Annotated in this window: 20 protein-coding genes; 13 read left to right on the top strand and 7 right to left on the bottom strand. The window is 71.4% G+C overall.

Going from position 1 to position 24405, the window contains the following annotated elements; translation table 11 throughout:
• Window positions 1-21 precede the first annotated feature (21 nt).
• Together ACIOJD_RS19925 and ACIOJD_RS19920 are read left to right on the top strand one after the other, a co-directional pair.
• The gene (locus ACIOJD_RS19925; RefSeq protein ID WP_401915178.1) at window positions 22-3321 is read left to right on the top strand and encodes an amino acid adenylation domain-containing protein; all 3300 of its coding nucleotides are present in this window, start codon (window positions 22-24) and stop codon (window positions 3319-3321) included.
• A gap of 316 nt (window positions 3322-3637) precedes the next feature.
• Window positions 3638-5335, top strand: coding sequence for a hydrogenase maturation protein (locus ACIOJD_RS19920; protein ID WP_401915175.1), 1698 nt, complete (start codon window positions 3638-3640; stop codon window positions 5333-5335).
• A gap of 54 nt (window positions 5336-5389) precedes the next feature.
• Here ACIOJD_RS19920 and ACIOJD_RS19915 read toward each other — a convergent pair whose 3' ends face one another.
• Both ACIOJD_RS19915 and ACIOJD_RS19910 read right to left on the bottom strand, forming a co-directional pair.
• Window positions 5390-6307: an LLM class flavin-dependent oxidoreductase gene (locus ACIOJD_RS19915; protein WP_401915172.1), complete on the bottom strand. Its 918-nt coding sequence runs from the start codon at window positions 6305-6307 to the stop codon at window positions 5390-5392.
• A gap of 224 nt (window positions 6308-6531) precedes the next feature.
• A complete protein-coding gene (locus tag ACIOJD_RS19910) occupies window positions 6532-7239 on the bottom strand; it encodes a ScbR family autoregulator-binding transcription factor (RefSeq protein ID WP_401915169.1) in 708 nt (235 codons plus the stop codon).
• Window positions 7240-7368: 129 nt separating this feature from the next.
• Between ACIOJD_RS19910 and ACIOJD_RS19905 the strand changes: the two genes are divergently transcribed.
• From ACIOJD_RS19905 to ACIOJD_RS19890, 4 genes are all read left to right on the top strand, one after another.
• Entirely contained in the window at window positions 7369-8301 is a 933-nt protein-coding gene (locus ACIOJD_RS19905) for a ScbA/BarX family gamma-butyrolactone biosynthesis protein (protein WP_401915166.1), read from the top strand.
• Between the two features lie 229 nt (window positions 8302-8530).
• The gene (locus tag ACIOJD_RS19900) at window positions 8531-9223 is read left to right on the top strand and encodes an HAD family hydrolase (RefSeq protein WP_401915163.1); all 693 of its coding nucleotides are present in this window, start codon (window positions 8531-8533) and stop codon (window positions 9221-9223) included.
• Between the two features lie 289 nt (window positions 9224-9512).
• The gene (locus ACIOJD_RS19895) at window positions 9513-9935 is read left to right on the top strand and encodes a hypothetical protein (RefSeq protein WP_401915160.1); all 423 of its coding nucleotides are present in this window, start codon (window positions 9513-9515) and stop codon (window positions 9933-9935) included.
• A gap of 136 nt (window positions 9936-10071) precedes the next feature.
• Window positions 10072-11220, top strand: coding sequence for a DUF5954 family protein (locus ACIOJD_RS19890; RefSeq protein ID WP_401915157.1), 1149 nt, complete (start codon window positions 10072-10074; stop codon window positions 11218-11220).
• A gap of 72 nt (window positions 11221-11292) precedes the next feature.
• On the opposite strand, the gene ACIOJD_RS19885 is transcribed toward ACIOJD_RS19890, so the two are convergent.
• From ACIOJD_RS19885 to ACIOJD_RS19865, 5 genes are all read right to left on the bottom strand, one after another.
• On the bottom strand, window positions 11293-12102 hold the full coding sequence (locus ACIOJD_RS19885) for an endo alpha-1,4 polygalactosaminidase (RefSeq protein WP_401915154.1): 810 nt from the start codon (window positions 12100-12102) through the stop codon (window positions 11293-11295).
• A gap of 150 nt (window positions 12103-12252) precedes the next feature.
• On the bottom strand, window positions 12253-13080 hold the full coding sequence (locus tag ACIOJD_RS19880) for a carbohydrate ABC transporter permease (protein WP_401915564.1): 828 nt from the start codon (window positions 13078-13080) through the stop codon (window positions 12253-12255).
• A 170-nt stretch (window positions 13081-13250) separates the two neighbouring features.
• Window positions 13251-14237, bottom strand: coding sequence for a carbohydrate ABC transporter permease (locus tag ACIOJD_RS19875; protein ID WP_401915561.1), 987 nt, complete (start codon window positions 14235-14237; stop codon window positions 13251-13253).
• A gap of 234 nt (window positions 14238-14471) precedes the next feature.
• Window positions 14472-15716, bottom strand: coding sequence for an extracellular solute-binding protein (locus ACIOJD_RS19870; protein WP_401915151.1), 1245 nt, complete (start codon window positions 15714-15716; stop codon window positions 14472-14474).
• Between the two features lie 135 nt (window positions 15717-15851).
• The gene (locus tag ACIOJD_RS19865) at window positions 15852-16901 is read right to left on the bottom strand and encodes a LacI family DNA-binding transcriptional regulator (protein ID WP_401915148.1); all 1050 of its coding nucleotides are present in this window, start codon (window positions 16899-16901) and stop codon (window positions 15852-15854) included.
• 125 nt (window positions 16902-17026) lie between these two features.
• Between ACIOJD_RS19865 and ACIOJD_RS19860 the strand changes: the two genes are divergently transcribed.
• The 7 genes from ACIOJD_RS19860 to ACIOJD_RS19830 all read left to right on the top strand — a co-directional run bounded on the left by ACIOJD_RS19860 (window position 17027) and on the right by ACIOJD_RS19830 (window position 24401).
• The gene (locus ACIOJD_RS19860) at window positions 17027-19180 is read left to right on the top strand and encodes a glycogen debranching N-terminal domain-containing protein (protein ID WP_401915145.1); all 2154 of its coding nucleotides are present in this window, start codon (window positions 17027-17029) and stop codon (window positions 19178-19180) included.
• A gap of 201 nt (window positions 19181-19381) precedes the next feature.
• Window positions 19382-19771: a cell division protein SepF gene (locus ACIOJD_RS19855; protein WP_401915142.1), complete on the top strand. Its 390-nt coding sequence runs from the start codon at window positions 19382-19384 to the stop codon at window positions 19769-19771.
• Window positions 19772-19947: 176 nt separating this feature from the next.
• Entirely contained in the window at window positions 19948-21081 is a 1134-nt protein-coding gene (locus tag ACIOJD_RS19850) for an ATP-binding protein (protein ID WP_401915139.1), read from the top strand.
• Window positions 21078-21428, top strand: a complete 351-nt coding sequence (locus ACIOJD_RS19845; protein ID WP_401915136.1) for a nucleotide pyrophosphohydrolase — start codon at window positions 21078-21080, stop codon at window positions 21426-21428. The genes ACIOJD_RS19850 and ACIOJD_RS19845 overlap by 4 nt, the downstream gene beginning before the upstream one ends.
• A 144-nt stretch (window positions 21429-21572) precedes the next feature.
• Window positions 21573-22115 carry a DUF6099 family protein gene (locus ACIOJD_RS19840; protein WP_401884215.1) on the top strand — a complete coding sequence of 181 codons (543 nt, stop codon included), beginning with the start codon at window positions 21573-21575 and terminating at the stop codon, window positions 22113-22115.
• A gap of 154 nt (window positions 22116-22269) precedes the next feature.
• A complete protein-coding gene (gene mmuM, locus ACIOJD_RS19835; RefSeq protein ID WP_401915134.1) occupies window positions 22270-23226 on the top strand; it encodes a homocysteine S-methyltransferase in 957 nt (318 codons plus the stop codon).
• Between the two features lie 443 nt (window positions 23227-23669).
• Entirely contained in the window at window positions 23670-24401 is a 732-nt protein-coding gene (locus tag ACIOJD_RS19830; protein WP_401915132.1) for a Crp/Fnr family transcriptional regulator, read from the top strand.
• Window positions 24402-24405 lie beyond the last annotated feature (4 nt).

Here is a 24405-nt window from a genome sequence, read left to right as displayed (position 1 = left end):
GCGCCGGAAGGCAGGACCGCTATGAGCACCGACCCCCGCACGGCCCCTCACCCCGACCTCGGTACGGCCTCCCGGCCCGACTCGGCGACGAGGCCGGGACCGGCCGCAGGGCCGCCCGAACCGGACCCCGGCCACGAGCCGGGCTTCAGCTACCCACGCGACCACGGCCTGCCGGAGCTGTTCGAGGCCCGGTCCCGGACCAACCCGCAGGCACCCGCCGCCCGTTACCACGATCACGTCATCACCTACGGACAACTCGGCGCGGATTCCGACCATCTCGCGGCGCGGCTGCTCGCGGCCGGTGTCGAGCCCGGTTCCGCGGTGGGGGTGTGCGGCAGCCGCTCGTTGGAAGCGCTGATCGCCTTCCTGGGCATCCTCAAGGCGGGCTGTGCCTACGTACCCCTCGACGAGGACCATCCACCGGCCCGGTTGCGGGCCATGGCCGAGGACGCCGGGGTCCATGTCGCCGTGATCCTCCCCGGCAGCACCCGTCGCATCCGCGGCCTGCACACCCGTATCGAGATCGACCCGGTGGCGGACACGGCTCAGGGCCCGGCCCGGCGTGAGTCTCCCCGGCAGCTCCCGGCCGGGGCTCCGCTGCCGGTCCCGAAAGCGACCGACCCCGCCTACGTGATGTTCACCTCCGGCTCGACCGGCCGGCCGAAGCCCGTCGCGATCCCGCACCGGGGTGTGGTCCAACTGGTGCTGTCCGAACCGGAACTGCCACCGCCCGGCCCCGGTGACGGGGTGCTGCACGGCTACGGCCTCTCGTCCGACGCCTCCACGATCGAGATCTGGCGCGGACTGCTCGGCGGCGCCTGCCTCGTACTGGTGGACCGCGAGGAACTCCTCTCCCCGGCCGCCCTGGAGGACTGCTTCCGCACCCAAGGCGTGACCGTCGCCTACTTCACCACCAGCGTCTTCCACCACCTGGCCAGAACCCGGCCTGCCGCCCTGCGCGGACTGCGGTTCGCCTCCGCCGGGGGAGAGGCGATGGACCCGGGCCTGGTCCGCGCCGTGCAGGAGGCGTGCCCGGACACCACCGTCGTCAATTTCTACGGCCCCACCGAGAACAGCGTGGTCTCCACCGCCTACATCCTGCCGAAGCTGGCCGAGGACGTGGCCGACGTCCCCATCGGCCGTGCCTTCGGCACCTCCACCTGCCATGTGCTGCGCCCGGACGGCACCCCCACGGCGCCGGGCGAGGAGGGAGAGCTGTACGTCGGCGGGGACGGCCTGGCGCTGGAGTACATCGGGGACGCGGAGTTGACGGCCGAACGGTTCGTCAGCCGGCCGGACGAGCCGGGCGGCCGCCTGTACCGGACCGGCGACCGTGTCGCCCGACGCCACGACGGGATGCTGGAATACCGGGGCCGGCTGGACCGGCAGGTGAAACTGCGCGGTCAGCGCATCGAGCTGGACGAGGTCGAGGCCCGGTTGCGCTGCCATCCCGAGGTCGGCGAGGCGGTCGTCGAACTCAGGGCCGACACCCTGACCGCCTTTCTCACCCCCGCGCGGCCCGGCGACACCGTGCCGGTGGACGCGCTGCGGCGGTACTGCGTGCAGTGGCTGCCCGCGCAGGCGGTACCGGCCCTCGTGGTCAAGGACCGGTTCCCCGTGACGAGCGGCGGCAAGGTCGACCGTAAACGCCTGCTGGCCGAGCCCCGCGCCGACGAGTCCGGCGCCGACCAGTCCGGCACCGAGGAGTCCCGCGCGGCCGGGTCCCGCGCCGGAGGGCAGCACGGCGAAGCGGCGGCCGGTGACGGGAAGGAGGGTCCCGCAGCGAAGGTCGAAGGACTGCTGGACGCGCTCGCCGAGGTGTGGCACCTGGTGCTGCGCGTACGGCCGGCGCCCGAGGACAACTTCTTCCACATCGGCGGCGACTCCCTGCTGGCCGCCGAAGTCGTCGCCCGTACGCTCGCGCTGCTGAGCCTCGACGCCGCCCTCGGCAGCGCTCTCATCCGCGCCCTGCTGGCCGACTCCACGCTGGAGGGGTACGCGGCGGCCGTCGCCGCCCACCGGGGCGGACACCCCGAGGCCCCGTCACCGGACACGGACATCGACTTCGTGCGCGAGACCGAACTGGGCTTCTCGCTGCCGCCCGCCGAAGGGCCGGAGCCCCACCCCGACGACCCCTCCGACGTGCTGCTCACCGGTGCCAGCGGATTCGTCGGCGCCTTCCTCCTGGACCGGCTGCTGCGGGACACGACGGCCCGTATCCACTGCCCGGTACGGGCCTCGGGCGCCGCACACGCCGAGAGGCGCGTACTGGCCGCGCTCACCCGCTACGGCCTGCACGCCGACGACGCAGCGCGGCGCCGGCTGGTCTGCTTCCCCGCCGACCTCGCCGCGCCGGGACTCGGTCTCTCCCCGGAACACACCGCCGACCTGGCCGCCTCCCTGGACCTGATCGTGCACAACGGCGCCCAGGTCAACTTCCTCTACCCGTACACCGCGCTGCGGGCCGCCAACGTCGACGGCACCCGGGAGATCGTCAGACTGGCCGCGCCCCGGCGGGTGCCGGTGCACTTCCTCTCCACGGTGGCCGTCCTCGCCGGCTTCGGCACGGCGGGCGCGCGGGAGGTCGACGAAGATGTCCCGCTGGCCTACGCGGACCGGCTCACCATGGGGTACGCGGAGAGCAAGTGGGTCGGCGAGGGCCTGCTGCGACGCGCGGCGGAGCAGGGTCTTCCGGTCGCCGTCCACCGGCCGTACGAGGTCACCGGGGACCGGCTGCACGGCGCCTGCAACACGGAAACAGCGATCTGCTCGCTGTTCAAGACCATCGCCGAGACGGGCCTGGCCCCGGACATCGCGCTGCCGATGGACTTCGTCCCGGTCGACCATGTCGCCGAGGCCGTCGTGCACATCGCCACCCACCACAAGGCGACCGACCGGGTCTACCACCACACCAACCCGCGTCCCGCCGTACTGGGCGACGTCCTGGACCGGATGCGCGCGGCGGGCTGCGAGATGCGGATGCTTCCGTACACAGAGTGGGTGGGCGAGTTGGTACGCCATGTCGCCCGGAATCCCACCAGCCCGACCGCGCCCTTCGTGTCCCTCTGCGTGGACCGGGTGAACAAGGGCGACATCTCGGTGAAGGAGATGTACCTGGAAGGGATCTTCCCCCGGCTGGGCCGCGGCAACATCGAAGAGGCCCTGGCCGGGAGCGGGTTCCAATGCCCGCCGGTGGACGCGGTGTTGCTCGACCGCTATCTGGAGTACTTCTTCACCTCGGGCTACATGACACGGCCCACGGCCGCTCCCTGTGACGCCTCGCGGGAGCCGGAGGGGCTGGTGGGGGCAGCGGTGACGTAGACGGCCCGCCACGTTCGCGGGAAGCGGAGGGGCCGGGGCGCGTCGCCCCTCCGCTTCCCGGAGGGCGGGTCCGGTCGTACGGCATGCCCTTCGGTGTGGCGGGACGGTCCTCGGCCCCGGCCGGTTGCGACGGTCCTCATAGCTCATCCGTCACGACGGGCCGGGGTGAAGGCCGGAAAGACCACTCGCAGGAGTGGTTGCGTTCCGCCGTCGCGGCGGGTCTCGGGAACAAGCCCTCATACGATGGGAGACGATCGCCTCTTCGCCGGGCCCACCCACCTCCACACCGGGGCACGGCGGTTCCGGAGGCCCGAACATGCGGATCCTGCTCGTCGCGAGCGCGTTCAACAGTCTCACGCAGCGTGTCTTCGCCGAATTGGGCGATCGCGGGCACAGCCTGCGGGTCCATCTGGCCGTGGGGGACGACCCCTTGAGGGATGCCGTACGCAGGCACGCGCCGGAGTTGATCGTGGCCCCGATGCTGAAGGCCGCGATCCCCCGGGATGTGTGGACCGCGCACACCTGTCTGATCGTGCACCCCGGGCCGCTCGGTGACCGTGGGCCGTCCTCGCTGGACTGGGCCATCCACGAAGGCCTGGACAGCTGGGGCGTGACCGTGCTTCAGGCGGACGAGGTGATGGACGGCGGCGCGGTCTGGGCCCATGCGCTCTGTCCGCTGCCGCCGGTGGGCAAGAGCGACCTGTACCGCAACGAGATCTCCGACGCCGTGCTGGAGGCCGTCCTTCGCGCGGTGGAGCGCTTCGCGGCCGGTGACTTCACTCCCCGCCCGCAGTACGGCGAGGACTGGGACGTCGAGGATCACCACCGGCCGTACCTGGACCAGACCGTGCGGCATATCGACTGGTCGTCGGACAGCACGGCCGTGGTGCTGCGCAAGCTCCGGGCGGCCGATTCCCAGCCGGGAGTGCTGGACGCGCTGTTCGGCGAGGAATGGTTCCTGCACGGCGGCCATCCGGAGGATGAACTGGACGGCGGCCCAGGTGAGTTGGTGGCGACGCGCGCCGGGGCGGTCTGCCGGGCGACGGTGGACGGCGCCGTATGGCTCCCGGAGCTGCGCAGGCGCCGGCGTACGGGCGGCTCGGCACCCTTCAAGCTGCCCGCGACCATGGCCCTGCGCATGGCCCTGGGGGACCGGCTCCCCGTGCTGCCCGAGGTGCCCGCGCCGCTCAGCCCGGCCGAGGACCGGCGCACCTGGACGGACATCGGTTACCGGGAGGACGGGCCGGTCGGATTTCTGCGCTTCTCCTTCCCCGGCGGGGCGATGAGCACCGCACACTGCCGACGGCTGCTGGACGCGTACCGATTCGCGTCGTCGCGGCCGACCTCGGTCCTGGTGCTGGGCGGCGGCCGGGACTTCTTCTCCAACGGCATCCACCTCAATGTCATCGAGGCCGCGGCGGACCCCGCCAAGGAGTCCTGGGCGAACATCAACGCGATGAACGACCTCGTGGAGCGGATCCTGAACACCACCGACCGGCTGGTGGTGGCCGCGCTCGGCGGAAACGCGGCGGCGGGCGGCGCGATGCTGGCCGCGGCGGCGGACGAAGTCTGGTGCCGCGACGGGGCGTTGCTCAATCCGTACTACCGGCTGATGGGTCTGTACGGCTCGGAGTACTGGACGTACAGCCTGCCCCGCCGGGTCGGGGCGGCCGCGGCCGTACGCCTCACCCAGCGGGCCCTTCCGGTGACCGCGGTCATGGCGCACCGCATCGGCCTGGTGGACCAGGTCGTCGAGGCGCCACCGCAGGAGTTCGCGCCGCGGGTCGCCCACCTCGCGAGCCTGCTCGCGACGACCTCCGACGTCCAGAAGCGCATCGCAGCCAAGAAGGCCGCCCGCGAGCACGACGAGGCGGTCAAGCCGCTCGCGGACTACCGCGCGGAGGAACTGGCCCTGATGCACCGGAACTTCTACGGTCCCGGCGAGCCGTATCACGCACTGCGTTCCGCCTTCGTCCGCAAGGAGCCCGTGCGCCGCGCCCCGCCGCATCTGTGACCGGGACGGAGCGCGCGCCCGTGCCACGGGCCCGACCCACGGTGCCGTGGTTTCTCAGGCGTCCGGCGTGCCCAGCGCGGCGAGGGCCGAGCGGACCTGGCCGAGTGGGTCCTCGCCGACCGGGCGGAGTACGACGGTGTCGGCGCCGCTGTCCCACAGACCGCGAATCCGCCGGGCCGTGGTGGCCGCGTCACCGGCGACGAGGAACACCTCTTCCGGCGGGACGCGGAGGAACTCGGTGTACTCCGCGACGACCGGCGCGCTCGCGGCGGTCACCCGTTCGGGATCGTCGTCCACACAGAGGTGGGTGAAGAGGACAAGTTCGTGCGGCCGGGCGGGGTCGGCCGTCTTCCGGCCCTTCGCGATGGCGTCGAGCGCGGCCGCGATCGCGCGCGGGCCCTGGCCCTCGGCCATGACCGTGCCGTCGGCCGCGCGGCCGGAGAGTTCCAGGGACCGTGGACGTACGACGCCCGCGACCACCGGCGGCGGCTCGGCCGGCGGGTGGACCAGACGTACCGCGTCGACCTGGACTGTCTGCCCGTCGAACGTCGTCGTCCCGCCGGCGAGCAGGGACCGTACGGCCGTGATCGTCTCCTCCAGCAGGGCCAGCTTGGTGGGGATGGAGGCGCCGACCTGGGCCATCCACTCCGGCGCTCCGTGCCCGATCCCCGCGATCAGCCGGCCCGGGAACGCCCTGGCGAGTGTGGCCAGTTCCATGGCGAGCAGCGCCGGGTTGCGCAGCGGCGCCGGCATGATGCCGATCCCGACACGCAGCCGCCGGGTGGCGGCCAGGGCGATGGCCGCCGAGGAGATGCCGCCCGCCCAGGCGAGGTCCTCCACGACCCACAGGTCGTCGGCGCCGAGTTCCTCCACTGCGGCGGCGAACTCCGCGAGATCTTCCGGGCGCTGGTCACGGTCGAAGATCACGCCGACGCGGCGCGCGGCCGGGGAAGTGACCGAATCAGTAGTCATTCCGTCACCCTAATGTTGCCCCGCATCAGACGACAGACGGCGAAGGGATCGGCCGGACCGCAGATCCTCGCGCCGAACTGGTCATCCGTACAGGGGTGTTCGGCATCGTCGAGTGAGCCTCAGGAGGCCCGCGCCCCGGCTCGCGCGCCTCCGCTCGTACGCGGCACGCGCGCCGGGGTCCGCGCCTCGGTGTGGGACTCCTCGCCGTCGCCGCCCTCGGGCCGTCAGCCGCTCTCCGACAGCACGCGCCGGTCCTGCCCGCTGCCGCTGTCCTGCCCGCCGCCCCGTTTCCCGCCGTCCCGCTCCCGCACCCGCGCGAGCAGGGCGGTGGGGTCGGGTTCCGCCTGGAGGGCGGAAAGGAGCAGCATCCACAGGTCGTGCAGCCCCTCCTCGATCTGACGGCGCCCCTCCAGGGCGTCGGAGACGGTGTGCAGCCCGAAGAAGGCGCACACCAGACCGTGGGCGGCCACCTGGGGCGTCACGCCCTTGGCCAGCTGCCCCTCCTGGCGGGCCTCTTCGAGCAGGCCGGTGACCGTCTCCAGCCAGCCCACGAAGGGGCGCGGCAGCGCGGCGTCGATGGCCCTTCTCTCCGCCCACAGCCGGGACCCGGCCCGGATGATGACGTCGTCGCGAAAAGCCCTGGCGACGTCGAAACTCAGGCCCACCAGCCGTTCCAGCGCCGGGAGACCGCCCGACCTGTGGCGGCCGATCAGCCCCGGCCAGGTCGCGAAATGTTCCTCCACAATGGCCAGCGCCAGATTCTCCTTGCTGGCGTAGTGGAAGTAGATGGCCCCGCTGGTGCGGCCGGATCGCGCGCTGATATCGCTGATGCTGGTGCCGGCATAGCCTCGTTCGTCGAACAGGAGTGCCGCCGCCTCCAGGAGAAACCTGCGCGTCGTTTTCGCACGAACCTGCTCAGCCCGAACCTGCACGTGTACCCCCGGAGTTCCGTTTCATAATGACCGTACGTAATGACGGCATGCAATGTAGCGCTTTTCGCGGGGGCGTGACGGGCCGGGGGCCGGCGTGCGCATCATGAAGAATTGCGATGTTCTTATCGCATGAAGACATCGGTTGGTGACGCGTCCCGGCGGACCACCGGAGGTGCCCGGCCGTTGTCCTGGTCGCGCACCGTCGCCCGCGAGCTGGTGCACCGGGACTCCGTGGCGGAGGTACTGCTCACCGACGTGCGCCGGGTGCGCGACGGCGGATACGAGGCCGCCGCCTCCTGGTCCCGGTCCCACCCGACCTTTCCGCGGGGCGGCGGGGATCTGCACAGTCCGCTGATGGTCGTGGAAACGCTGCGTCAGCTCGGCATCTATATTCCCCTGCGGTATTTCGCGGTCTCGCCGCACGCGCGTCTGCTGATCACCGATCTGTTCTTCGCCCTCGACCCGTCGGCCGAGCCGCGCGCGCTGTCCGGAGCCACCTGCGTCACCTGCCTGGTGCGGGCCGGGGAGGTGCGACGCGAACCCGACGGCACGGTCTGCGGTCTGCGGCTCCAGGTGTCCTACCTGGCCGGTGGGGTGCCGTTCGCCCGAGCCGGGGGCGGTGCGCGGTTCCTGAGCGCCGAGCGGTACGCCGCGGTGCGGTCGGGGCGTACCGCGCCGGCCGCGCCCCACCCGGTGGACGCGGCCCCCGTCACCCGCCCCGATCCGCGAAGTCTGGGCGTGCCGGGCGCGCATGACGTCGTGATCGCGACCGACGGCACGGCACTCCTGGTGGAACCGGCCGATACGAGGCATCCGTTCTTCTTCGACCACGCCACCGATCATGTGCCGGGCATGATCCTTCTGGAGGCCGCCCGCCAGGCCGCCGCCCTGGAAAGCAGTGGCATTCTGCTGCGCCCTACCGCCGGTCGGCTGAATGCCGCGCGCTTCGTCGAATACAGTCCGGCCGCCCGAGTCCTGTGTGTGCCGCACCACGCGACCTGCGTCTTTCGATTTATTCAGGACGGCGAGCAGAAGGCTTTCGGGGTCTTCGACTACCAATAAACATATAGAGACACTTAATGTGATTCCTTGACTGCGCAGAGTTTGCCTCTCTAGCGTAGTGATCGTTATGTTCTCCGGTGGTCGCCGGAACTCGCCTTTTCTGTAAGGCCGCGCCTGCCGGAATCGCGCCCGCTCGCCAGCGGGTAACCAACAACGCCCGCGGTGCTTCGCACTGTCGCGGCGGCCCGCGCTGCCGCTTTAAGGGCTCTCTTCGACAGAAAGCAAGCGGATGACAGCTCATCGCATTCTTTCCTGGACCCCCGCGGCCATCGTTTTCGACTGCGACGGCACCCTCATGGACACCGAAAGCCACTGGCAGGACGCGCGCATTCGCGCCCTGCGCGAGTACGGCTTCACCCCCGCGCCCGGGTTCGCGGAGCGCTCCAGGGGGCTGCACTACACCGAATGCGGACGGCTCATGGCCGAAGAGGCGGACCGCCCGGAACTCGACGCCGAAATGACCGGCCGGCTGCTCGCGCATTTCCTCGCGCTGGTCACCGACGACCCCGTCACCATGCCCGGCGCCCGTGAACTCGTCGAGGAAGTCGCGAAGTTCGCCCCGCTGGCCGTCGCCAGCAACTGCCCGAGAGAAGTCGTCGAAGCCGGTCTCGACACGGCAGGACTTCTCACCCGCTTCGACCACATCGTGGTGCCGGACGACGACATCCGGCCCAAGCCCCATCCGGACGTCTATCTGACGGCCGCGCGGCTCTGCGGCGCCGAACCGGCCGACACGCTGGCGATCGAGGATTCCCGTTGCGGCATCCTGGCCGCCGAGCAGGCCGGTATGCGGATCATCGGGGTCGGCCCCTGGCCCGGGGAGGAGACCGCGGTGCTCGTGGACCTGTGGGTCCGTTCGCTGGAGGAGCAGGAAGTACGAGGGTGGGCCGGTGCCCGTGTGCCGGTTCAACGGTCGGGCTGACGGTGGCCCCCGGCGGCCGCTGACGCGGATCCGGCGGGGGCCGTTCCGAGCGCTTCCGCGGGCCCGGCACCCCACCGTACGAGGTCCCGGCACCCCACCGTACGGAGGTACCGCGTGGCCACGATCCGGCCCCGCAGCCGGCGGGCCTGTCGGTGGGCCTGTCCGTGGACCCGCCCGTGAGTCCAGCCGTGGCCCTGCCCGTGGAACTCGCCCTCCCCGGGATTCGGCCTACCATGAGCCAGTAGGACATATCCGTCCAGAAGCCGCCGCACAGGGAGATGGCCATCGGATGGACGAGGAACGTGCCGGCCGTCTCGTGACGTCGCTGCGGGCCCGGGGGGTGATGGCCCACCTGGCCCACCTGGGGGTGTATCAGTGCGGCGTGCAGATCGTGCTCATCGAGGGGGGCGAGGCGGTCTGGGACATGGACGCGGTGCTGGGGCTGCGGGCGGAGGTCGTGGAGGACGGCGTGCTCATCGGGTTCGTACCGCACGTGCGGGGGTCCGAGAACTTCACCGACGAGCAACTCGTGGAGACCATCGCCACCACCCGGTACGCCAAGGAGGGGCTGCATCCTCCGGTGGACGACACCGTCGGCCCGACCGGTGAGGACTCGCCTCCGTACCGGGGTCCGGCCGTCGGTCCCGCCCTGCCGAAGCCGTCCGTCCGGCGGAGGTTCGGGCTGCCCTGGCGGCATCGGCGCCCCAGATAGTCGCCGGGGAGGGGCAACGGAAGGCGCGGGGAGGGATCCCGTACGTATGTACGGGTATGAGGCTGTGTCACGCGGTCGGCTGCTGTTTCCACGGATTCGCCCCGTGCGCCCGGTCGGAGTGGGCATGCTGGTGCGCATGGCAGAGCTTGGTGAGAACGTTCCCGCATACCGGACGATCCGGGTGTCAGGGCCGGACGGGCCGGTCGAGGCGGTCGCCGATGTGGAGGCATGGCAGGCGCGGGAGAGGTATCCGGACATCCTCTCGGCCGGCGGCCCGCTCTTCGGAGTGATCCGTGAACGGGAGGCGGGCGGCTGGGTGGTGGTCTCCTCGTTCTCGGGTCTGGCTCCGCAGGACGCCCGCGACAGCATGGGCTCGCAGTTCCGGATGCGGGCCCAGGAGGCCGAGAAGGCCGGTGACCTGGAGGGGAAGGCCGAATGCATGCGCGCGGCCGAACGCATGGAGTGGGAGACCGTCGACGAGATGACCGTGCTCGGCGTCCGCTACCGGGTCGCGCGGGCGGAGTGCTTCGTACGCTCGGGGCCCGAGGGACCCGAGCCGCCGAGGCCGACCGATCCGGACCCCATGGAGCCGGGCGAGGCGTACAGGGCCCCGGATCCCACGGCCGGGTTCGTGTTCGATCCCGTCATCCCCACCGGCATGTCCGAAGGCATCCTCAAGGTCGAACTGCTGTCGATGGTGCGCAAGGCGGGCACCGTGCCCGACGACATCCTGGAGGATTCCCGGCGCGCCGCGTACACGCACCCCGGAGGGATGATGCTGCCCGCGACATTCATGACGGCCGAGAAGGACCGGCGGGGCTGGCGGCCGGACTCCAGCGCGACGAGCACCACGCCCCAGGGCGCGCGGGACACCCTGACCATGGGGCTGCGCGTCATGATCCCCTGGCAGCTGGGGCTCGATCCGCAGGAGCGCGTGCCGTACTCCGAGGCGGCGGACCGGTTCGACGAGGAACCGGCCGACGAACTGGAGGTCGAGGGGCGCCTGTTCAGGGTCGTACGGATCGAACGGCTGGTGCGCCTCGGCCCGGACGGCCCCGAAGGCCCGCGCCCCTCCGACCACGACCCTCAGCCGCCCGTGATGGTCCAGCATCAGCAGCAGTTGGCGGCCGGTCTGATCCCGGAGGACGAGGACGAGAACGCGCCCATCGAACTCGACGAGAACACCCAGCGGCTGGCCGCGCTTTTCCACGAGAACGAGGCGCGTCGCAAGGCGGTGCGCGAACGACGGGAGGCGGGACGGTCGTCCGAGTCCCGTGACGCGTGATGCCCGGTCCGGCGCGTGATGCCCGGCCGTACGGTCGCGGGGCCCGGGAGGGCCGGGGCGTCGGCGGCGCTCTCAGCAGCGCTTGCCGACGTGGCCCGGCTCTCCCTCGGGCACGACGTCCCTGTCCCGTAGGACGATCGACAGCCGGTCCGCCCAGTTGCGGCAGGCGACGGTGAAGTCCGTCTCCCGGTACTCGACCACCAGCACCTTGTCGTCGTAGGAATCGGCGTAGTCCGCGCACTCGTCGTAACGCGCGCACTCCTCGGCGACGGCGAAGTCGAAGCCGGTGTCCTTCCCGAGCGCGGTCATCTCCGCCGCGTTCTTCTGACCGATCGCCAGTCCCGCCTCATGGGCGCGGGCGGTCAGCAGCCCGGCGAAGCCGATCGCCTGCCTCTGGTCGAGCAGTCCGTCCGACCGGAGGTAGGAGTCCAGGTTGTCAGCCTCGACGGCGTCGAATCCCTTGTCCGCGCAGCCGTCGATCCAGCCGCCGACGACTCCCGCCAGCCGGTCGCGCCGGCCGGCGGTGGAGATGTCCAGCAGCGGTTCGTCCCAGTCCTCGTCGACGACCAGCTCGCCGTCGGCATCGCGCAGCAGCAGGTCGGGGTGGTTGTCCTGCCACCACTTCACGGCGTCGTCCGGCTGGGTCTGGAACGCGTTGATGTAGCAGACGTTGTACGCGCCGGGGGCGGGGTCCGCCGTCCTGTCCCTGACGACCGTGGTCACCCCGTCGGGCGGGTCGTACGCTCCGCCGAGCTGGTAGTCGAAGGGCGCGTTCGCCTTCGGCGGCCGTGCGTTCGTGGAGGCCCCGGACCCGGAGTCGGACCCGGCGCATCCGGTGAGTGCGAGCGCCAGCGCGAGCAGCGGTGCCGCGATCGGCGCCAACGGTGCCCGGAGGATGGGGAGGTGGGGCAAGGCGGTCTCGATTCCGGAGCGGTCTGACGAATCCCTTCAGTTTCGCACCGGGTCTGACCAGGCAGGACTCCGCCCTTGCCCTGTCCTCGGCCGCCTTCGGCGGACAGGCGTCACCGCTCCTCACTCCTTCACGGCGCCCGAGTTGGCACCGTTCACGAAGTAGCGCTGGAAGCAGAAGAACAGCGCGGCCACCGGCACGGTGGAGAGCAGCGCGGCCGCCAGCTTCAGCGGGTACTGCGTGCCCCCGCCGAGCCCGCCCGAGACGAAACGGGCCAGGCCCGTGGTGAGCGTCTCGTACTGGCCGGACTGGGTGGCGACGAGGAAGTGCGTGAACTCGTTCCACGACCCCTGGAACGACAGGATCGTGAGGGTGATCAGCGCCGGCCTGGCCATCGGCAGGACGACCGACCAGAAGATCCGGAACACGCCCGCGCCGTCGACCCGGGCGGCCTCCTCGACCTCCCTCGGCACCGACTCGAAGAACTGCTTCATGATGAAGATGCCCGCCGCGTCCACCAGCAGCGGCAGGATCATGCCGGTGTACGTGTCGAAGATCCCGAAGGTGTTCAGCACCAGGAACTTCGGGATGAGCAGGGCCACTCCGGGCACCGCCATCACCGCGAGCACGAAGCCGAACAGCACCGAGCGGCCCCGGAAGCGCAGCCGCGCCAGCGCGTACCCCGCCATCGAGTCGAACAGCACCCGGCCCGCCGTCACCACCACCGCCACGAACGCCGAATTGCCGAGCCAGCGCAGGAACGGCACCCCGTCCGCCGACCGGCTCAGCCCGAACAGCCGCTCGTAGGCGGCCGTTGTCGGCGTCGTGGGCAGCAGCGACAGCGGATGCGCCGCCGCGTCCGGGTCCGTCTTGAACCCGGTCACCAACTGGAGCGCGAACGGCAGCAGGTAGAGCAGGGCGACCCCCACCACCAGGACGTATCCCGCCATCCGCAGCGGAACGGGGAACCGGCCCAGGACGGGCCGCCCCTGCTCGCGCGCGGCCCGGCGCAGACGTGCCCGCCCGGCCCGGCCCGCTTCCTCGGCTCCCTTCACACGGCCGGTCCGCCCCGCCTCTTCGGCGTCCTCGGCCCGGTCGCGTACGGCCGTACCACCGGTGCTCATCGGTTCCTCCCGGTGCGTGCGCCCCGCTCCCGCAGCGCCCAGCGCTGGAACGCGGTCAGCGTGAGAATCAGCGCGAGCAGCACGAACGCGATCGCCGCGCCCTGGCCGAAGTCCGCGTTGTCGAAGCCCGCGGAGTACGACAGGAAGGCGGGCGTGAGGGTGGTGTTGCCCGGGGCGCCCTGGCCCATCACGTACACCTGGTCGAAGACCTGCCAGGTGGCGATCAGCCCCAGTGTGAGGACCAGGAACAGCACGGGACGCAGCGCGGGGAGCGTCACGTACCGCAGCAGCTGGCGGCGGTTGACGCCTTCGAGGGCCGCCGTCTCCTCCAGCTCCCGGGGGATGTCCTGGAGCGCCGCGAGGAAGATCAGCATGAAGGTGCCGGAGGTGGTCCACACGGCCAGCAGGATGATCGTGCACATCGCGACCGAGGGCCCGGAGAGCCACTCGAACCACGAGAGTCCCATGAAGGAGTGGTCGGCCAGCGCCCCGGAGGGCCGCTCGGGATCGACGATCCCCAGCCCGCCCAGAAGGAGGGAGAACACCCCGCGCGGGTCCGCGAACCAGTTCGGTCCCTTCACCCCGATCCAGGACAGCAGGGAGTTGACGGCTCCGCTGCCCTGGAACAGGAAGAGGAAGACCGTGGAGACGGCGATGGAGCTGGTGACCGAAGGGAAGAAGAAGGTCGTACGCAGGGCTCCCCGCCCGCGCAGCAGCTTCTGGTTGACGATCAGTGCGAGGGCCAGCGCCAGTCCGGTCTGGAGCGGCACGGTCAGCAGGACGTAGTAGGCGTTGTTGCGCAGGGCGGTCGCGAAGAGCGTGCGGTCGAGTCCGTCCTGGGTGAACAGCGTCCGGTAGTTGTCGAGGCCCACGAAGTCGGCCTGGCCGCCGAAGGGGTTGGACTGCCCGTCCCAGTGCAGCAGGCTCACCCACAGCGCCATCAGGATGGGCAGGACCAGGAACAGACCGAGGACGAGCAGCATGGGGCTGACGAACAGCCAGCCCCAGGCGCTCTCCCCGCGACGGCCCGCGCGCGGGGCGCGGGCGCGGGCCGTCGCGGTCGAACCGGTCCCGCCGGGCGTGTCAGGTTCGCCCGGCGAGCCGGTCGTACGGGAAGTGCTGCTCGCGCGGCGGGTGTCGCCGTTCACACGGTGGGCGCGCTCGCCCCCACCGCGGGTACCGGTGCTCGCGCGCGTGGTGCGGATGGGCATGGCGGCTCAGTTGCCCTTCGCGATCGCCTGTTCGCCGTTGCGCTGAAGGTCGGCGAGGATCTTCTTCGGGTCGGCGGTACGCAGCGACTGGAGGTCGGTGTTGAACTGGCCGAGCACCTTGTCGAACCCGGCGATCGTCACCGGCGCCTGCGCGTAGGCGCTGCCGTCCACCCATGCCTTGACGCTCGGCTCCCGCTCGGCGTACGTCGCGAGCGCGCTCGTCCGCGTCGGCATCACACCGAACGCGTCGGCGAAGGCGAGTTGCTGGTCGGGGGAGGTCAGATGGGTGACGAGGTCGACGGCGGCCTCGCGGTGCGCGCTCTCGGAGGCGACGCCCCAGCAACTGCTGAAGGCGAGTGTGGCCCGGCCGGCCGGACCCGCGGGCAGCGGCGCGACGGCGTACTTCACGTCCGGGTAGTCGAGCTTCATCCCGCCGTCGAGCCAGTTGCCCTCGATGGTCATGGCGGCCTTGCCCTTGCCGAGCGCCTCGCCGCCCCAGCTGGTGTCCACCTGCTTGGCGAACTTCATGGAGCCCGACTTCAGCATGGACCGGACGAAGCCGAGACCTTCGGCGTTGCCCGCGCTGTCGGCGGTCATCTTCTTCTGGGCCGGATCGGTGAGCCAGCCGCCCGCCTGCTTCATGAAGACCCCGAGGCGCTGGTACTCGTCGCTGGTGACCAGGCCGGTCACGCCGTCGCCGGTGAGCTTGTCCGCGACGGCCTCGAGCTCTTTCCAGTCCTTCGGATAGTCCTTCTCGCTCAGTCCGGCCTTCTGCCACAGGTCGGTGTTGACGACGAGACCGAGGGTGGAGGTGTCCTTGGGCAGGCACATCAGCTTGCCGTCGTACGAGAAGGAAGCGCGCAGCTGCTCGGAGAAGTCACCGGTGTCGGATATCCGGTCCCCGTACGGGTACAGCGAACCGGCCTTGGCGTAGTTCGCGAACTGGTCGGAGTTGACGTAGAAGACGTCCGGCGGCTTGTGGCCCGCGAAGGACTGGGCCAGCTGCTGGTTCATGTCCTTGGCGACCTCGACCGTGACCGTGTCGCCGGACTTCTCGGCGTACGCGGCGGCCGCGGCCTTGACGGCCTTGGTCTCGGCGTCGCCCGACGTGGCGATCAGCACCCTCAGTCGCTGCTTGCCGCTCGCGTCCTGCTCGGGTTCCTCGGCGCTGCCGAAACTGGATGAACAGCCGGTGGCGGCCAGCAGCGCCGCGCAGGTGGCGAGGGCGGCGACGGCCGTGCGGGTGACCATGAATTCCTCCAGGAGAGATGGGACATACGGCTCGGCAGCCCGGAGAGGGCGTGCTGTTGATCGGGGGCCTCGACAGGGCGCGGGGCGGTGCGGGGCCGGCGGTCCTGCCGGCGGATGGCCGTTCCGGCCGCTGGTTCAGCCGGCCGGCGCGGGCGTGCTGTCGCGGACGACGAGGGACGGTTCGAGGAGTACGCGCTCGGGCGGGGCGCCGGGCTCCGACATCCGGGCGAGCAGCAGCCGTACGCACTCGCGGCCGACCGCCTCCAGCGGCTGGGCGACGGTCGACAGGCCGGGGGAGAGGAGGGCTGCCGCGGGCGAGTCGTCGAAGCCGATGACGGCGACATCCGTGCCCGGCACGGCTTTTCGCTCGCGCAGGGCGTGGTAGCAGCCCAGCGCGAGCATGTCACTGGCGGCGACCACGGCGGTCGCGCCCGCGTCGAGCAGCGGCTCCACGGCGGCCCGCGCCGAGGGGATGTCGTCGACACTCCATGCCCGCCGGCCGCGTACCGGCAGGCCGTGCCGCCGCATGGCGCGCTGCCAGCCGGAGGCGCGGTCGTCACCGACGCCGGAGCCGCGCGGCCAGCCGAGGAACGCGATCGCGCGGTGCCCGAGGCCCACCAGATGCTCGACGGCCGCGTCCGTGCCGCAGGCGCCGTCGACATCCGCCCAGTCGCCGATCTGCCGGCCCGACCACATCCGGCCGAAGCCGACGAACGGTGTGCCGCGCTTGGCCAGCCAGGACTGGCGCGGGTCGCCGCGGTCGGTGCCGCTCAGCACGAAACCGTCGACGTTGTGCAGATCGAGGAGGTCCTCGTGGCCGGCCAGGCTGGCGCTGCCCGGGGGCGAAGCGAACAGCAGGATCCGGTAGCCGGCCTCGTCGGCGGCCTCGGACAGCGCGTGCAGGAAGCGGTCCATGACCGGGGCCGAAGTGCCGGGTGCGGAGGGACGGATGCCGTAACCGATGAGTTTGCTGGAGCGGGTGCGCAGGGTCTGGGCGGCGCGGCTCGGCCGGTAGCCCATCTCGTCGATGGTGCGGCTGACCCGTTCCAGGGTCTCGGGACGGAGCAGGCCGGGGGAGTTGAGGGCGTTCGAGACGGTTTGCGGAGAGACCCCGGCCCGTCGCGCGACCATGGCCAGGGTTACCGGACCGGCCTTGGGCGAAGGGGAGTTGGTGGTGCGGGGCATGACTGTCTCCGGAACCGTTCGTGCGAATGTCTGAGTTCATTGGAGCGTTCCAAAAGCGTTGTCAGCGGCCTGAAGTCGTAGTTAGGCTTCTTGGAACGCTCCAATGCCTGAGAGGTTCTGCTCTTTTGGACACCACTGTCAAGACCCACGACATAACGAACCCGGGCGCGGGGGCCGGTCCCTCGGCCGAAGGCCTTCAGCCGTTCCTGCACGACGCCTGCGTGACGCTGTACGCGCCGAGCTTCGCGATCTCGCACGCGGACGGGCAGCTCGACGGCGACGCCGACGGCTTCTACCACGGCGACAGCAGGGCGCTGGCCCGGCTGACCGTGGCGGCCGAAGGCGTCGCGATCGCGCCGGTACGGGGAGCCCTTGACGGTGCGGACCGGGCGTCCTTCCGGGGGGTGCTGCGGGGGCTCGGCGAGGTGACGCCGGACCCGGCGGTCACGCTGCACCGGCGGCGCCGCGTCACGCCCGGCCGCCTGGAGGAGACCCTCGAAGTCACCAACGCGGGGGTACGGCAGGTCGGCGTCCGCCTGATCGTCACGGCCGCCACCGACCTCGCGCCGATGGAACGCGTCAAGTCGGGCCATGCGCAGAGCCTGGTCACGGCCACGGCGACCGAGGGCGGCGGACTCGGATGGTCCCGGGGGCCGTTCGCCGTACGGCTCGTCAGTACACCGGAGCCGTCGGCCGTCGACGCGGCGGCCGGGCGGATCGAGTACGAGATCGAGCTGGCACCCGGCTCGTCGTGGACCGCCGTACTGCGCTGTGACGCGGCCCATGAGGACGGCGACCAGTTCCCGGCGCCGACGGCGGGCAGCGTGCCGTGGCGTACTCCTGTACTGCGCAGCGCCGACCGGCGCTTCGACCACTGGCTGCGTCAGTCGGCGGCCGACCTGGACCGGCTGCGCCTGACCGATCCGGCATCGGGGTCCGGTTCCGATTCCGGTTCCGGCTCCGCCGATCAGTTCCTGGCCGCCGGAGCGCCCTGGTTCCTCACGCTCTTCGGCCGCGACTCCCTGTGGGCCGCCCGGATGCTGCTGCCCCTGGGCACCGGCCTGGCCGCGGGCACGCTGCGTACCCTCGCCCGCCGTCAGGGAGCGAAGTCCGGCCAGGACACCGAGGAGCAGCCCGGCAAGATCCTGCACGAAGTGCGCCGTGCCACCCAGAAGTTCACCGACGACTTCGCCCTGCCGCCCTGTTACTACGGCACGGTCGACGCCACGCCGCTGTGGATCACCCTGCTGCACGACTCCTGGCGCTGGGGCCTCGCCCCCGAGCAGGTCGAACAGCTGCTGCCGCACGCCGAATCCGCCCTCGCCTGGATGCGCGATCACGGCGACGCGGACGGCGACGGCTTCCTGAAGTACATCGACCGGACCGGCCGGGGCCTGGCCAACCAGGGCTGGAAGGACTCGGGCGACTCCATCCGGCACCGCGACGGGCGCCTCGCGACATCGCCGATCGCGCTGTGCGAAGTCCAGGCGTACGCGTACGAGGCGGCCCGGGGCGGCGCCGCCCTGCTGCGCGCCTTCGTCCGACCGGGCGCCGACGAGTGGGAGGACTGGGCCGAGCGGCTGAGCGACCGGTTCCGCGGCCGCTTCTGGGTGGAGGACGAGCGGGGTCCGTACCCCGCCGTCGCCCTCGACCGGGACGGGAGGCCGGTGGACTCGGTCACCTCGGGCTTCGGGCATCTCTTGGGTACGGGGCTGCTCAACCATGAGGAGAGCGCTCTGCTGGCCGCCCGGCTCAGCGCGCCCGACCTCGATTCGGGCCATGGCCTGCGGACCCTGAGCAGCGACTCCGTGGGCTACAACCCGTACGGCTATCACATCGGTTCCGTATGGCCGCACGACACCGCGATCGCCGTGCACGGGCTGGTCAGGGCCGGGTTCCCGGAGGAGGCGGCACCGCTCGCGGCGGGGTTGCTGACCGCCTCCACCGGTTTCGACGCGCGGCTTCCGGAACTCTTCGCCGGGCACGGCGCGGCGACCGACGCCGTCCCTTCGCCCTATCCGGCGTCCTGTCGGCCGCAGGCCTGGGCGGCGGCCTCGTCGGTCATGGTCCTCCAGTCCGTGCTGGGGCTCGCCGCCGATGTCCCGGGCGGGACACTGACCGTCGCGCCCACGTTCTCGCAGGCATACCGGCCGCTGACGGTGCGGGGCCTCGATGTCGGGGGCAACCGGCTGGACATCGCGATCGACGCGGACGGTGCGGCACGCGTCGAGGCGCCGGCGGGCCTGGAGGTGAAGCGACGTCACGCGACGGGCGGTTGACCTGCGACGGGCCCGGCCGGTGCGGCTTCGGGGCCCGTCCGGTTGTGGCACCGGTCGAGGCCGGCCCGGTTCACCGAACGGGGGTCGGCGCGGTGGCGCCGATCACGGTCGGCTAACCGGGCCGTGTCGCTGATTGGCCCGAACGGGTGAGGCGCGGGAGGATGGCCGGATGCAGACAACGTGTGCGGGCGAGGTGGTCCGGTGAGCAGGTACGACAGGTACGACGTCACCGACGAGCAGTGGGAGGGGCTGGCCCAGGTCGTTCCGCTGCGTGGCCGCAACGAGTGGCCCTCGCGGGTCGACCACACCACCGTGCCCCAGGACTACACGGCGGAGAACCGCCGCTTCATCGTCCTGAGGGTGCAGGTGTTCGCGGACGCGCGGGAGGTCGCCGACCATATGATCGCGAAGATTCCGGTGCTGCTGGATCTGACCGGTGCGGAGAGCGAAGTGGCCAAGCGCATCCTGGACTTCAGCAGTGGGGTGGTCTTCGGCCTCGGCAGCGGGATGCACCGCGTCGACAAGAACGTCTTCCTGCTGGCGCCCGCCGGTACGGAGGTCGAGGGGATCGCGGCGGACATCGTCCCCTGAGGCCGCGGGGTCCTGCCGCTGCCGTCGGCGCCGGGACCCCGTACCCCGGACTTCGTGCCCCGGACTCTGCGCGCCGGGCGGGCCCCATGCCCCGGGGCGGGCGCCGGTCCCCCGATCGTAGGAAGGTATTTCAGGCGGAACGGTTCGGCACCTTTTGTCCCGCATACGGTCCGGCCATGGAAGCTACCTGCACCCGCCCCGCCGTCACCGAACTGCGGCTCTCGGCCTTCACCTCGCACCGTGGAGCCGCCTTCCCGCTGGGCCCGATGACGCTCTTCACCGGGGCGAGCGGGAGCGGAAAGACCACGGCGCTGCGCGCGTACGAGTCCCTCGCCCGGCTCGGCGCGGGCGCCTCGCTCCGTGAGGTGTTCCCCGATCCGGTGGCCTGTGTTCCGGAACGGGCCGCCGCCGATGCCCAGGGGCGGCGCGGTTTCCGGATCGGCTGCACCGTGGACGGTCCGGCCGGTCCCGTACAGCTCGATCTCGCCGTACAGGCCGAGCCCGAACTCCGTATCGTCGGCGAGCGGTTGACCTGCGGCGGACAGACCCTGCTGGCGACGGCGCTGCGCGACCCGGGGCGCCGCTCGGTGCAGGCGGCCTGGCACACGGCGGGCGCGGCGCCGGTGACCCGCGCCCCGCTGCCCGACGACCGGCTGGGCACGGCGCTGCTGCCGCTGCGTGTCGCGGGCCGGACGGAGGGGCAGTTACAGGTGCTCGCCGCGGCCGAACAGACCGTGGTGGCGCTGCGCTCCGTCTTCGCCTGCGATCCGCAGCCGCAGCTCATGCGGCGGCCGGTGGCCGCGGACCAGGGCCGGCTGCGGCGCGGCTGCGAGAACCTGGCGGCGGTGCTGGACCGTACACGCGACCGGTGCGGGGGGAGCCACGACCGGCTGGCCGCGGCGGCGCGCGCCGGGTGCGCGGGGCCGGTGACGGAGCTGGCGGTCGAGCAGCTGGGCGACGGTACGGTGCGGGCGCTGCTCGCCCGGGACACCTCGGGGGCCAGGGTGGCGACCCCCGTGGACCGGCTCGGCGAGGGGGAGTTGAGATATCTCGCGCTCGCGCTCGTGCTGCTCACCGGTCCCGGTGTGCTGGCGGGGGACCAGGCCGTGGAAGTGCCCGCGGCGCTGCGGTCGCTCACGGTCCTCGCGGACGGATTCGACCGGAGCCTGGACCGGCGGCAGGCGCGGGAACTGCTCTCGCTGGCGGCGGCGGTCTGCGCGGAGGGGCCCCTCAGGCTGGTGGGGGCGGTCGGCGATGCCTCGTGCGTGCGTGCGGCCGCCGGTGTCACGGTGGTAGATCTGAACCCATGACGGATCTGGATGTAGCGGGACTGCAGCGCAGGCTGGCCGAGTTCGCGGCGGCACGGGACTGGGGGCAGTACCACACCCCCAAGAATCTGGCGGCGGCGCTGAGCGTCGAGGCCTCGGAACTGCTGGAGATCTTCCAGTGGTTGACGCCGGAGCAGTCGGCGCGGGTGATGGAGGACCCGGAATCCGCCCACCGGGTGGCCGACGAGGTCGCGGATGTCCTGGCGTATCTGCTCCAGTTCTGCGAGGTGCTGGGCATCGACGCGTTGGCCGCGCTCGCCGCCAAGGTGGACCGGAATGAGGTCCGATACCCACCCAAGGCGCCTTCTGCTGAGCCTGATTCCCGCTGATTGTCACTCTGTGGAGTTGGCGAGTTATGCACAACGAGCCTGCTGTCCACAGATTTCCGCATTGCTCTGGCGTTTCTGCCGCCATTACCTCACTCTGGGTAGTGGAGCGAGTGGGCAGGATTGTCGTACGAACGGGGGCTGCGGATGGATGCGGAACGGCTCATCGGAGTGAGTCGGCATGCTCTGGCCGGCAGTGCGGACGCGCTGGAGGTCATCGCGGAGGCCTGGCAGGCACAGGCTCTCGCCCAGGCGATCGGCAACCAACTGGCGCTGACCGGACCGAAAGAGCTGAAAGGCGCGGCCCGCGAGCTTGCCGAAGCGGGCGGGCGCGGGTGCGGATTACCGGACCAGCCGGGGCTGCGCACCGGCGGGGTACGGGGCGCCCAGCTCTCCGCGGTGCCGGACCCCGGAGCGGCTCTGGCAGGACTCGGAGTGCTGCTGGGCGAGGTGGGCATCGCGTTGGTCGCGGTGGCGTGTGACACGGACGAGGAGGCGTTGTACTGGCAGTGCATAGAGGCGATCGACGCCGCCGACGAGTCGAACGACCGGGTGGGCGGGATGCTGCGCCGGCTCGTGGCGATGGAGCGCGAGCGGGAACGGGAACGGGAGCGCGCGCGGGAGCGTGAGCGCGAACGGGGGTGGGAGCGTGAGCGAGGGCGGGAGTGGGACGGGCCGTGGGTCCGCTGAGCGCGGGGCCACTCGGTTCGCTGTCGGTGGTACGCGGGTCCGCCGCGGTGCCGTCCGGCTCGCCGGATCACCGCCGAGGTGGGCCACAGGACCGGGGGAACGCCGCGGAGGCATAGGCTCGACGTGGACCTCCCCCCCCAGTTCTGGAGCAACAGTGAAGCCCGCCCGTACCCTCGCCGCCGCACTGGGCCCTGTCCGGCCGGTCACTGCCGGGCCCGCAGGACCGGCCGGACAGGACCTCGCCGAGGGGATCGTCGTTCTCGACGGTGGTCTGTCCAACCAGCTCAAGGCGCAGGGCTGTGACCTGTCCGACGCGCTCTGGTCGGCGAGGCTTCTCATCGATGACCCCGGGCAGATCGAGGCCGCCCACACCGCGTACGTGCGGGCGGGCGCCCAGGTCCTCATCACCTCCAGCTACCAGGCGACCTTCGAGGGCTTCGCCCAGCGTGGTGTGGCACGCGACGAGGCGAGCGCGCTGCTGGGCCGCAGTGTGGAGCTGGCGCGCGCCGCGGGGGAGACCGGGGAGCGGGAGGTGTGGGTGGCCGCCTCGGTCGGTCCGTACGGGGCGATGCTCGCGGACGGCAGTGAGTACCGCGGCCGGTACGGACTCCCGGTGGCGGAGCTGGAGCGTTTCCACCGGCCGAGGATCGAGGCCCTCGCGGCGGCCGGTCCCGATGTGCTCGCGCTGGAGACCGTGCCCGACACCGACGAGGCGGAGGCGCTGCTGCGGGCCGCCGACGGCTGTGGAGTGCCGGTCTGGCTCTCGTACTCGATCGCGGGGGAGCACACCCGGGCAGGCCAGCCGCTCGCCGACGCCTTCGCCGTGGCCGCCGGGAACGATTCCGTGATCGCGGTGGGGGTCAACTGCTGCGAGCCGGGGGACACGGACCGCGCCGTCGAGATCGCCGCGTCGGTGACGGGCAAGCCGGTCGTCGTCTATCCGAACAGCGGCGAGGAGTGGGACGCGGTGGCGCGGGGCTGGCGTGGAGAGGCCGCGTTCGACGCGACCAGGCTGCGCTCCTGGCAGCGCGCGGGGGCACGGCTGGTCGGCGGCTGCTGCCGGGTCGGGCCCGCCGAGATCGCCGAACTCAGTGCGTCGGCGCGTCGATGACGCATCGAGAACACGCACTCGCCCGTGAGCCCCTCGGCCTGACGGCCCTGGCAGATTGGCCGACAGCGCATCGCTCCGGCGTGCCCGGGAAACGGTCCTCGTTGTTCCGGCCCTGGAATCGGAACCGCTGGATCCGCGGCTCTGACCTGCTGTTTCTTCCGGGCGTTCGGCGCCGCTCCGGCTCCGGGGTGGTGCTCGGCCCTGGGTGACGGTCCAAGGTCACCGAAAAACAAGGGACGATTCGGCCGTTCCGGCGGTAACAGAAGGGCCGGAGGAGCATCATGGTCGTGTTGACGAGGTTGTGACGAGCCTTTAGCGTTTCCTCCCCACCGCGTGAAGGATCGTCAAAATCCCTTGATCAACGGGGAATTGGTACAGGGAGAACACGCCGCGCAATCGGCGGTCCTTTCGCCGGTCGGGATGATGCCGCACGGGGGTGGCGCATGAGTCTTTTCGAACGTAACCGTTCGTTTCTTGACGCTCTGACGCCACACGACCGCTCCGCGCTGCTCGCCCTGGGGACCCGGCGTACCTACCTGCCGGGCGAATTGATGCTCAGGGAACGGGACACGACCACCTTCGTCCTGGCCCTCCGCTCCGGCTGGTCCGTCGTCTCCGTCGACACCGACCGGGGCGCCCGCCTCATCCTGGCTCTGCGTGGCGCGGGTGAGGTGATCGGTGACATGGCGGCCTTCGACCAAGGGCCGCGCAGTGCCACCGTGACCGCACTCGGCCAGGTCGAGGCGACGGTCCTGTCGGCGGAGCGGTTCCGCGGCTTTCTCGCCGCGCGTCCGCATGCCACATCGTTGATCATGCGCCAGTTCAGCGCCCGGCTGCGCAGTTCCGACGTCGAACGCCGCTCGCTGGCCTCCAGCTCCGTGCTTCAGCGCCTCGCCGCGCGGCTGGTGGAGCTGACCGAGCGCGTCGGCAGGGTCGGCAGCGAGGGCACGTCCGTCGAACTTCCGTTGCCCCAGCACGACTTGGCGGCCGCGATCGGTGCCACCAGGGAAGCCGTCGCCAAAGCGCTGCGCCTGCTGCGGGAACAGGACGTCGTGCGCACCGGAAACCGACAACTGCTCGTCACGGACATACAGGTGTTGCGTCTCCTCGCCGAAGGACAGGCGGCGCAGCCACCGCGTGGGGGACGGCCGGAGAAAACTCCTCCGACTGTGTAAACGA

This window comes from Streptomyces sp. NPDC088116 (genome assembly GCF_044741745.1).
In the GTDB taxonomy this organism is placed as follows: domain Bacteria; phylum Actinomycetota; class Actinomycetes; order Streptomycetales; family Streptomycetaceae; genus Streptomyces.
The sequence above is the reverse complement of the archived record's forward strand: the minus strand, read 5'-3'. Positions and strand labels throughout refer to the sequence as shown.

What these genes read in the sequence shown, in the direction of transcription:
- ACIOJD_RS19925 (WP_401915178.1), top strand. Translation starts at nt 22, where the DNA reads ATGAGCACCGACCCCCGCACGGCCCCTCACCCCGACCTCGGTACGGCC.
- ACIOJD_RS19920 (WP_401915175.1), top strand. Translation starts at nt 3,638, where the DNA reads ATGCGGATCCTGCTCGTCGCGAGCGCGTTCAACAGTCTCACGCAGCGT.
- ACIOJD_RS19915 (WP_401915172.1), bottom strand. Translation starts at nt 6,307, where the DNA reads ATGACTACTGATTCGGTCACTTCCCCGGCCGCGCGCCGCGTCGGCGTG.
- ACIOJD_RS19905 (WP_401915166.1), top strand. Translation starts at nt 7,369, where the DNA reads ATGAAGACATCGGTTGGTGACGCGTCCCGGCGGACCACCGGAGGTGCC.
- ACIOJD_RS19900 (WP_401915163.1), top strand. Translation starts at nt 8,531, where the DNA reads ATGACAGCTCATCGCATTCTTTCCTGGACCCCCGCGGCCATCGTTTTC.
- ACIOJD_RS19895 (WP_401915160.1), top strand. Translation starts at nt 9,513, where the DNA reads ATGGACGAGGAACGTGCCGGCCGTCTCGTGACGTCGCTGCGGGCCCGG.
- ACIOJD_RS19890 (WP_401915157.1), top strand. Translation starts at nt 10,072, where the DNA reads ATGGCAGAGCTTGGTGAGAACGTTCCCGCATACCGGACGATCCGGGTG.
- ACIOJD_RS19880 (WP_401915564.1), bottom strand. Translation starts at nt 13,080, where the DNA reads ATGGCGGGATACGTCCTGGTGGTGGGGGTCGCCCTGCTCTACCTGCTG.
- ACIOJD_RS19875 (WP_401915561.1), bottom strand. Translation starts at nt 14,237, where the DNA reads ATGCTGCTCGTCCTCGGTCTGTTCCTGGTCCTGCCCATCCTGATGGCG.
- ACIOJD_RS19870 (WP_401915151.1), bottom strand. Translation starts at nt 15,716, where the DNA reads ATGGTCACCCGCACGGCCGTCGCCGCCCTCGCCACCTGCGCGGCGCTG.
- ACIOJD_RS19865 (WP_401915148.1), bottom strand. Translation starts at nt 16,901, where the DNA reads ATGCCCCGCACCACCAACTCCCCTTCGCCCAAGGCCGGTCCGGTAACC.
- ACIOJD_RS19850 (WP_401915139.1), top strand. Translation starts at nt 19,948, where the DNA reads ATGGAAGCTACCTGCACCCGCCCCGCCGTCACCGAACTGCGGCTCTCG.
- ACIOJD_RS19845 (WP_401915136.1), top strand. Translation starts at nt 21,078, where the DNA reads ATGACGGATCTGGATGTAGCGGGACTGCAGCGCAGGCTGGCCGAGTTC.
- ACIOJD_RS19840 (WP_401884215.1), top strand. Translation starts at nt 21,573, where the DNA reads ATGGATGCGGAACGGCTCATCGGAGTGAGTCGGCATGCTCTGGCCGGC.
- ACIOJD_RS19830 (WP_401915132.1), top strand. Translation starts at nt 23,670, where the DNA reads ATGAGTCTTTTCGAACGTAACCGTTCGTTTCTTGACGCTCTGACGCCA.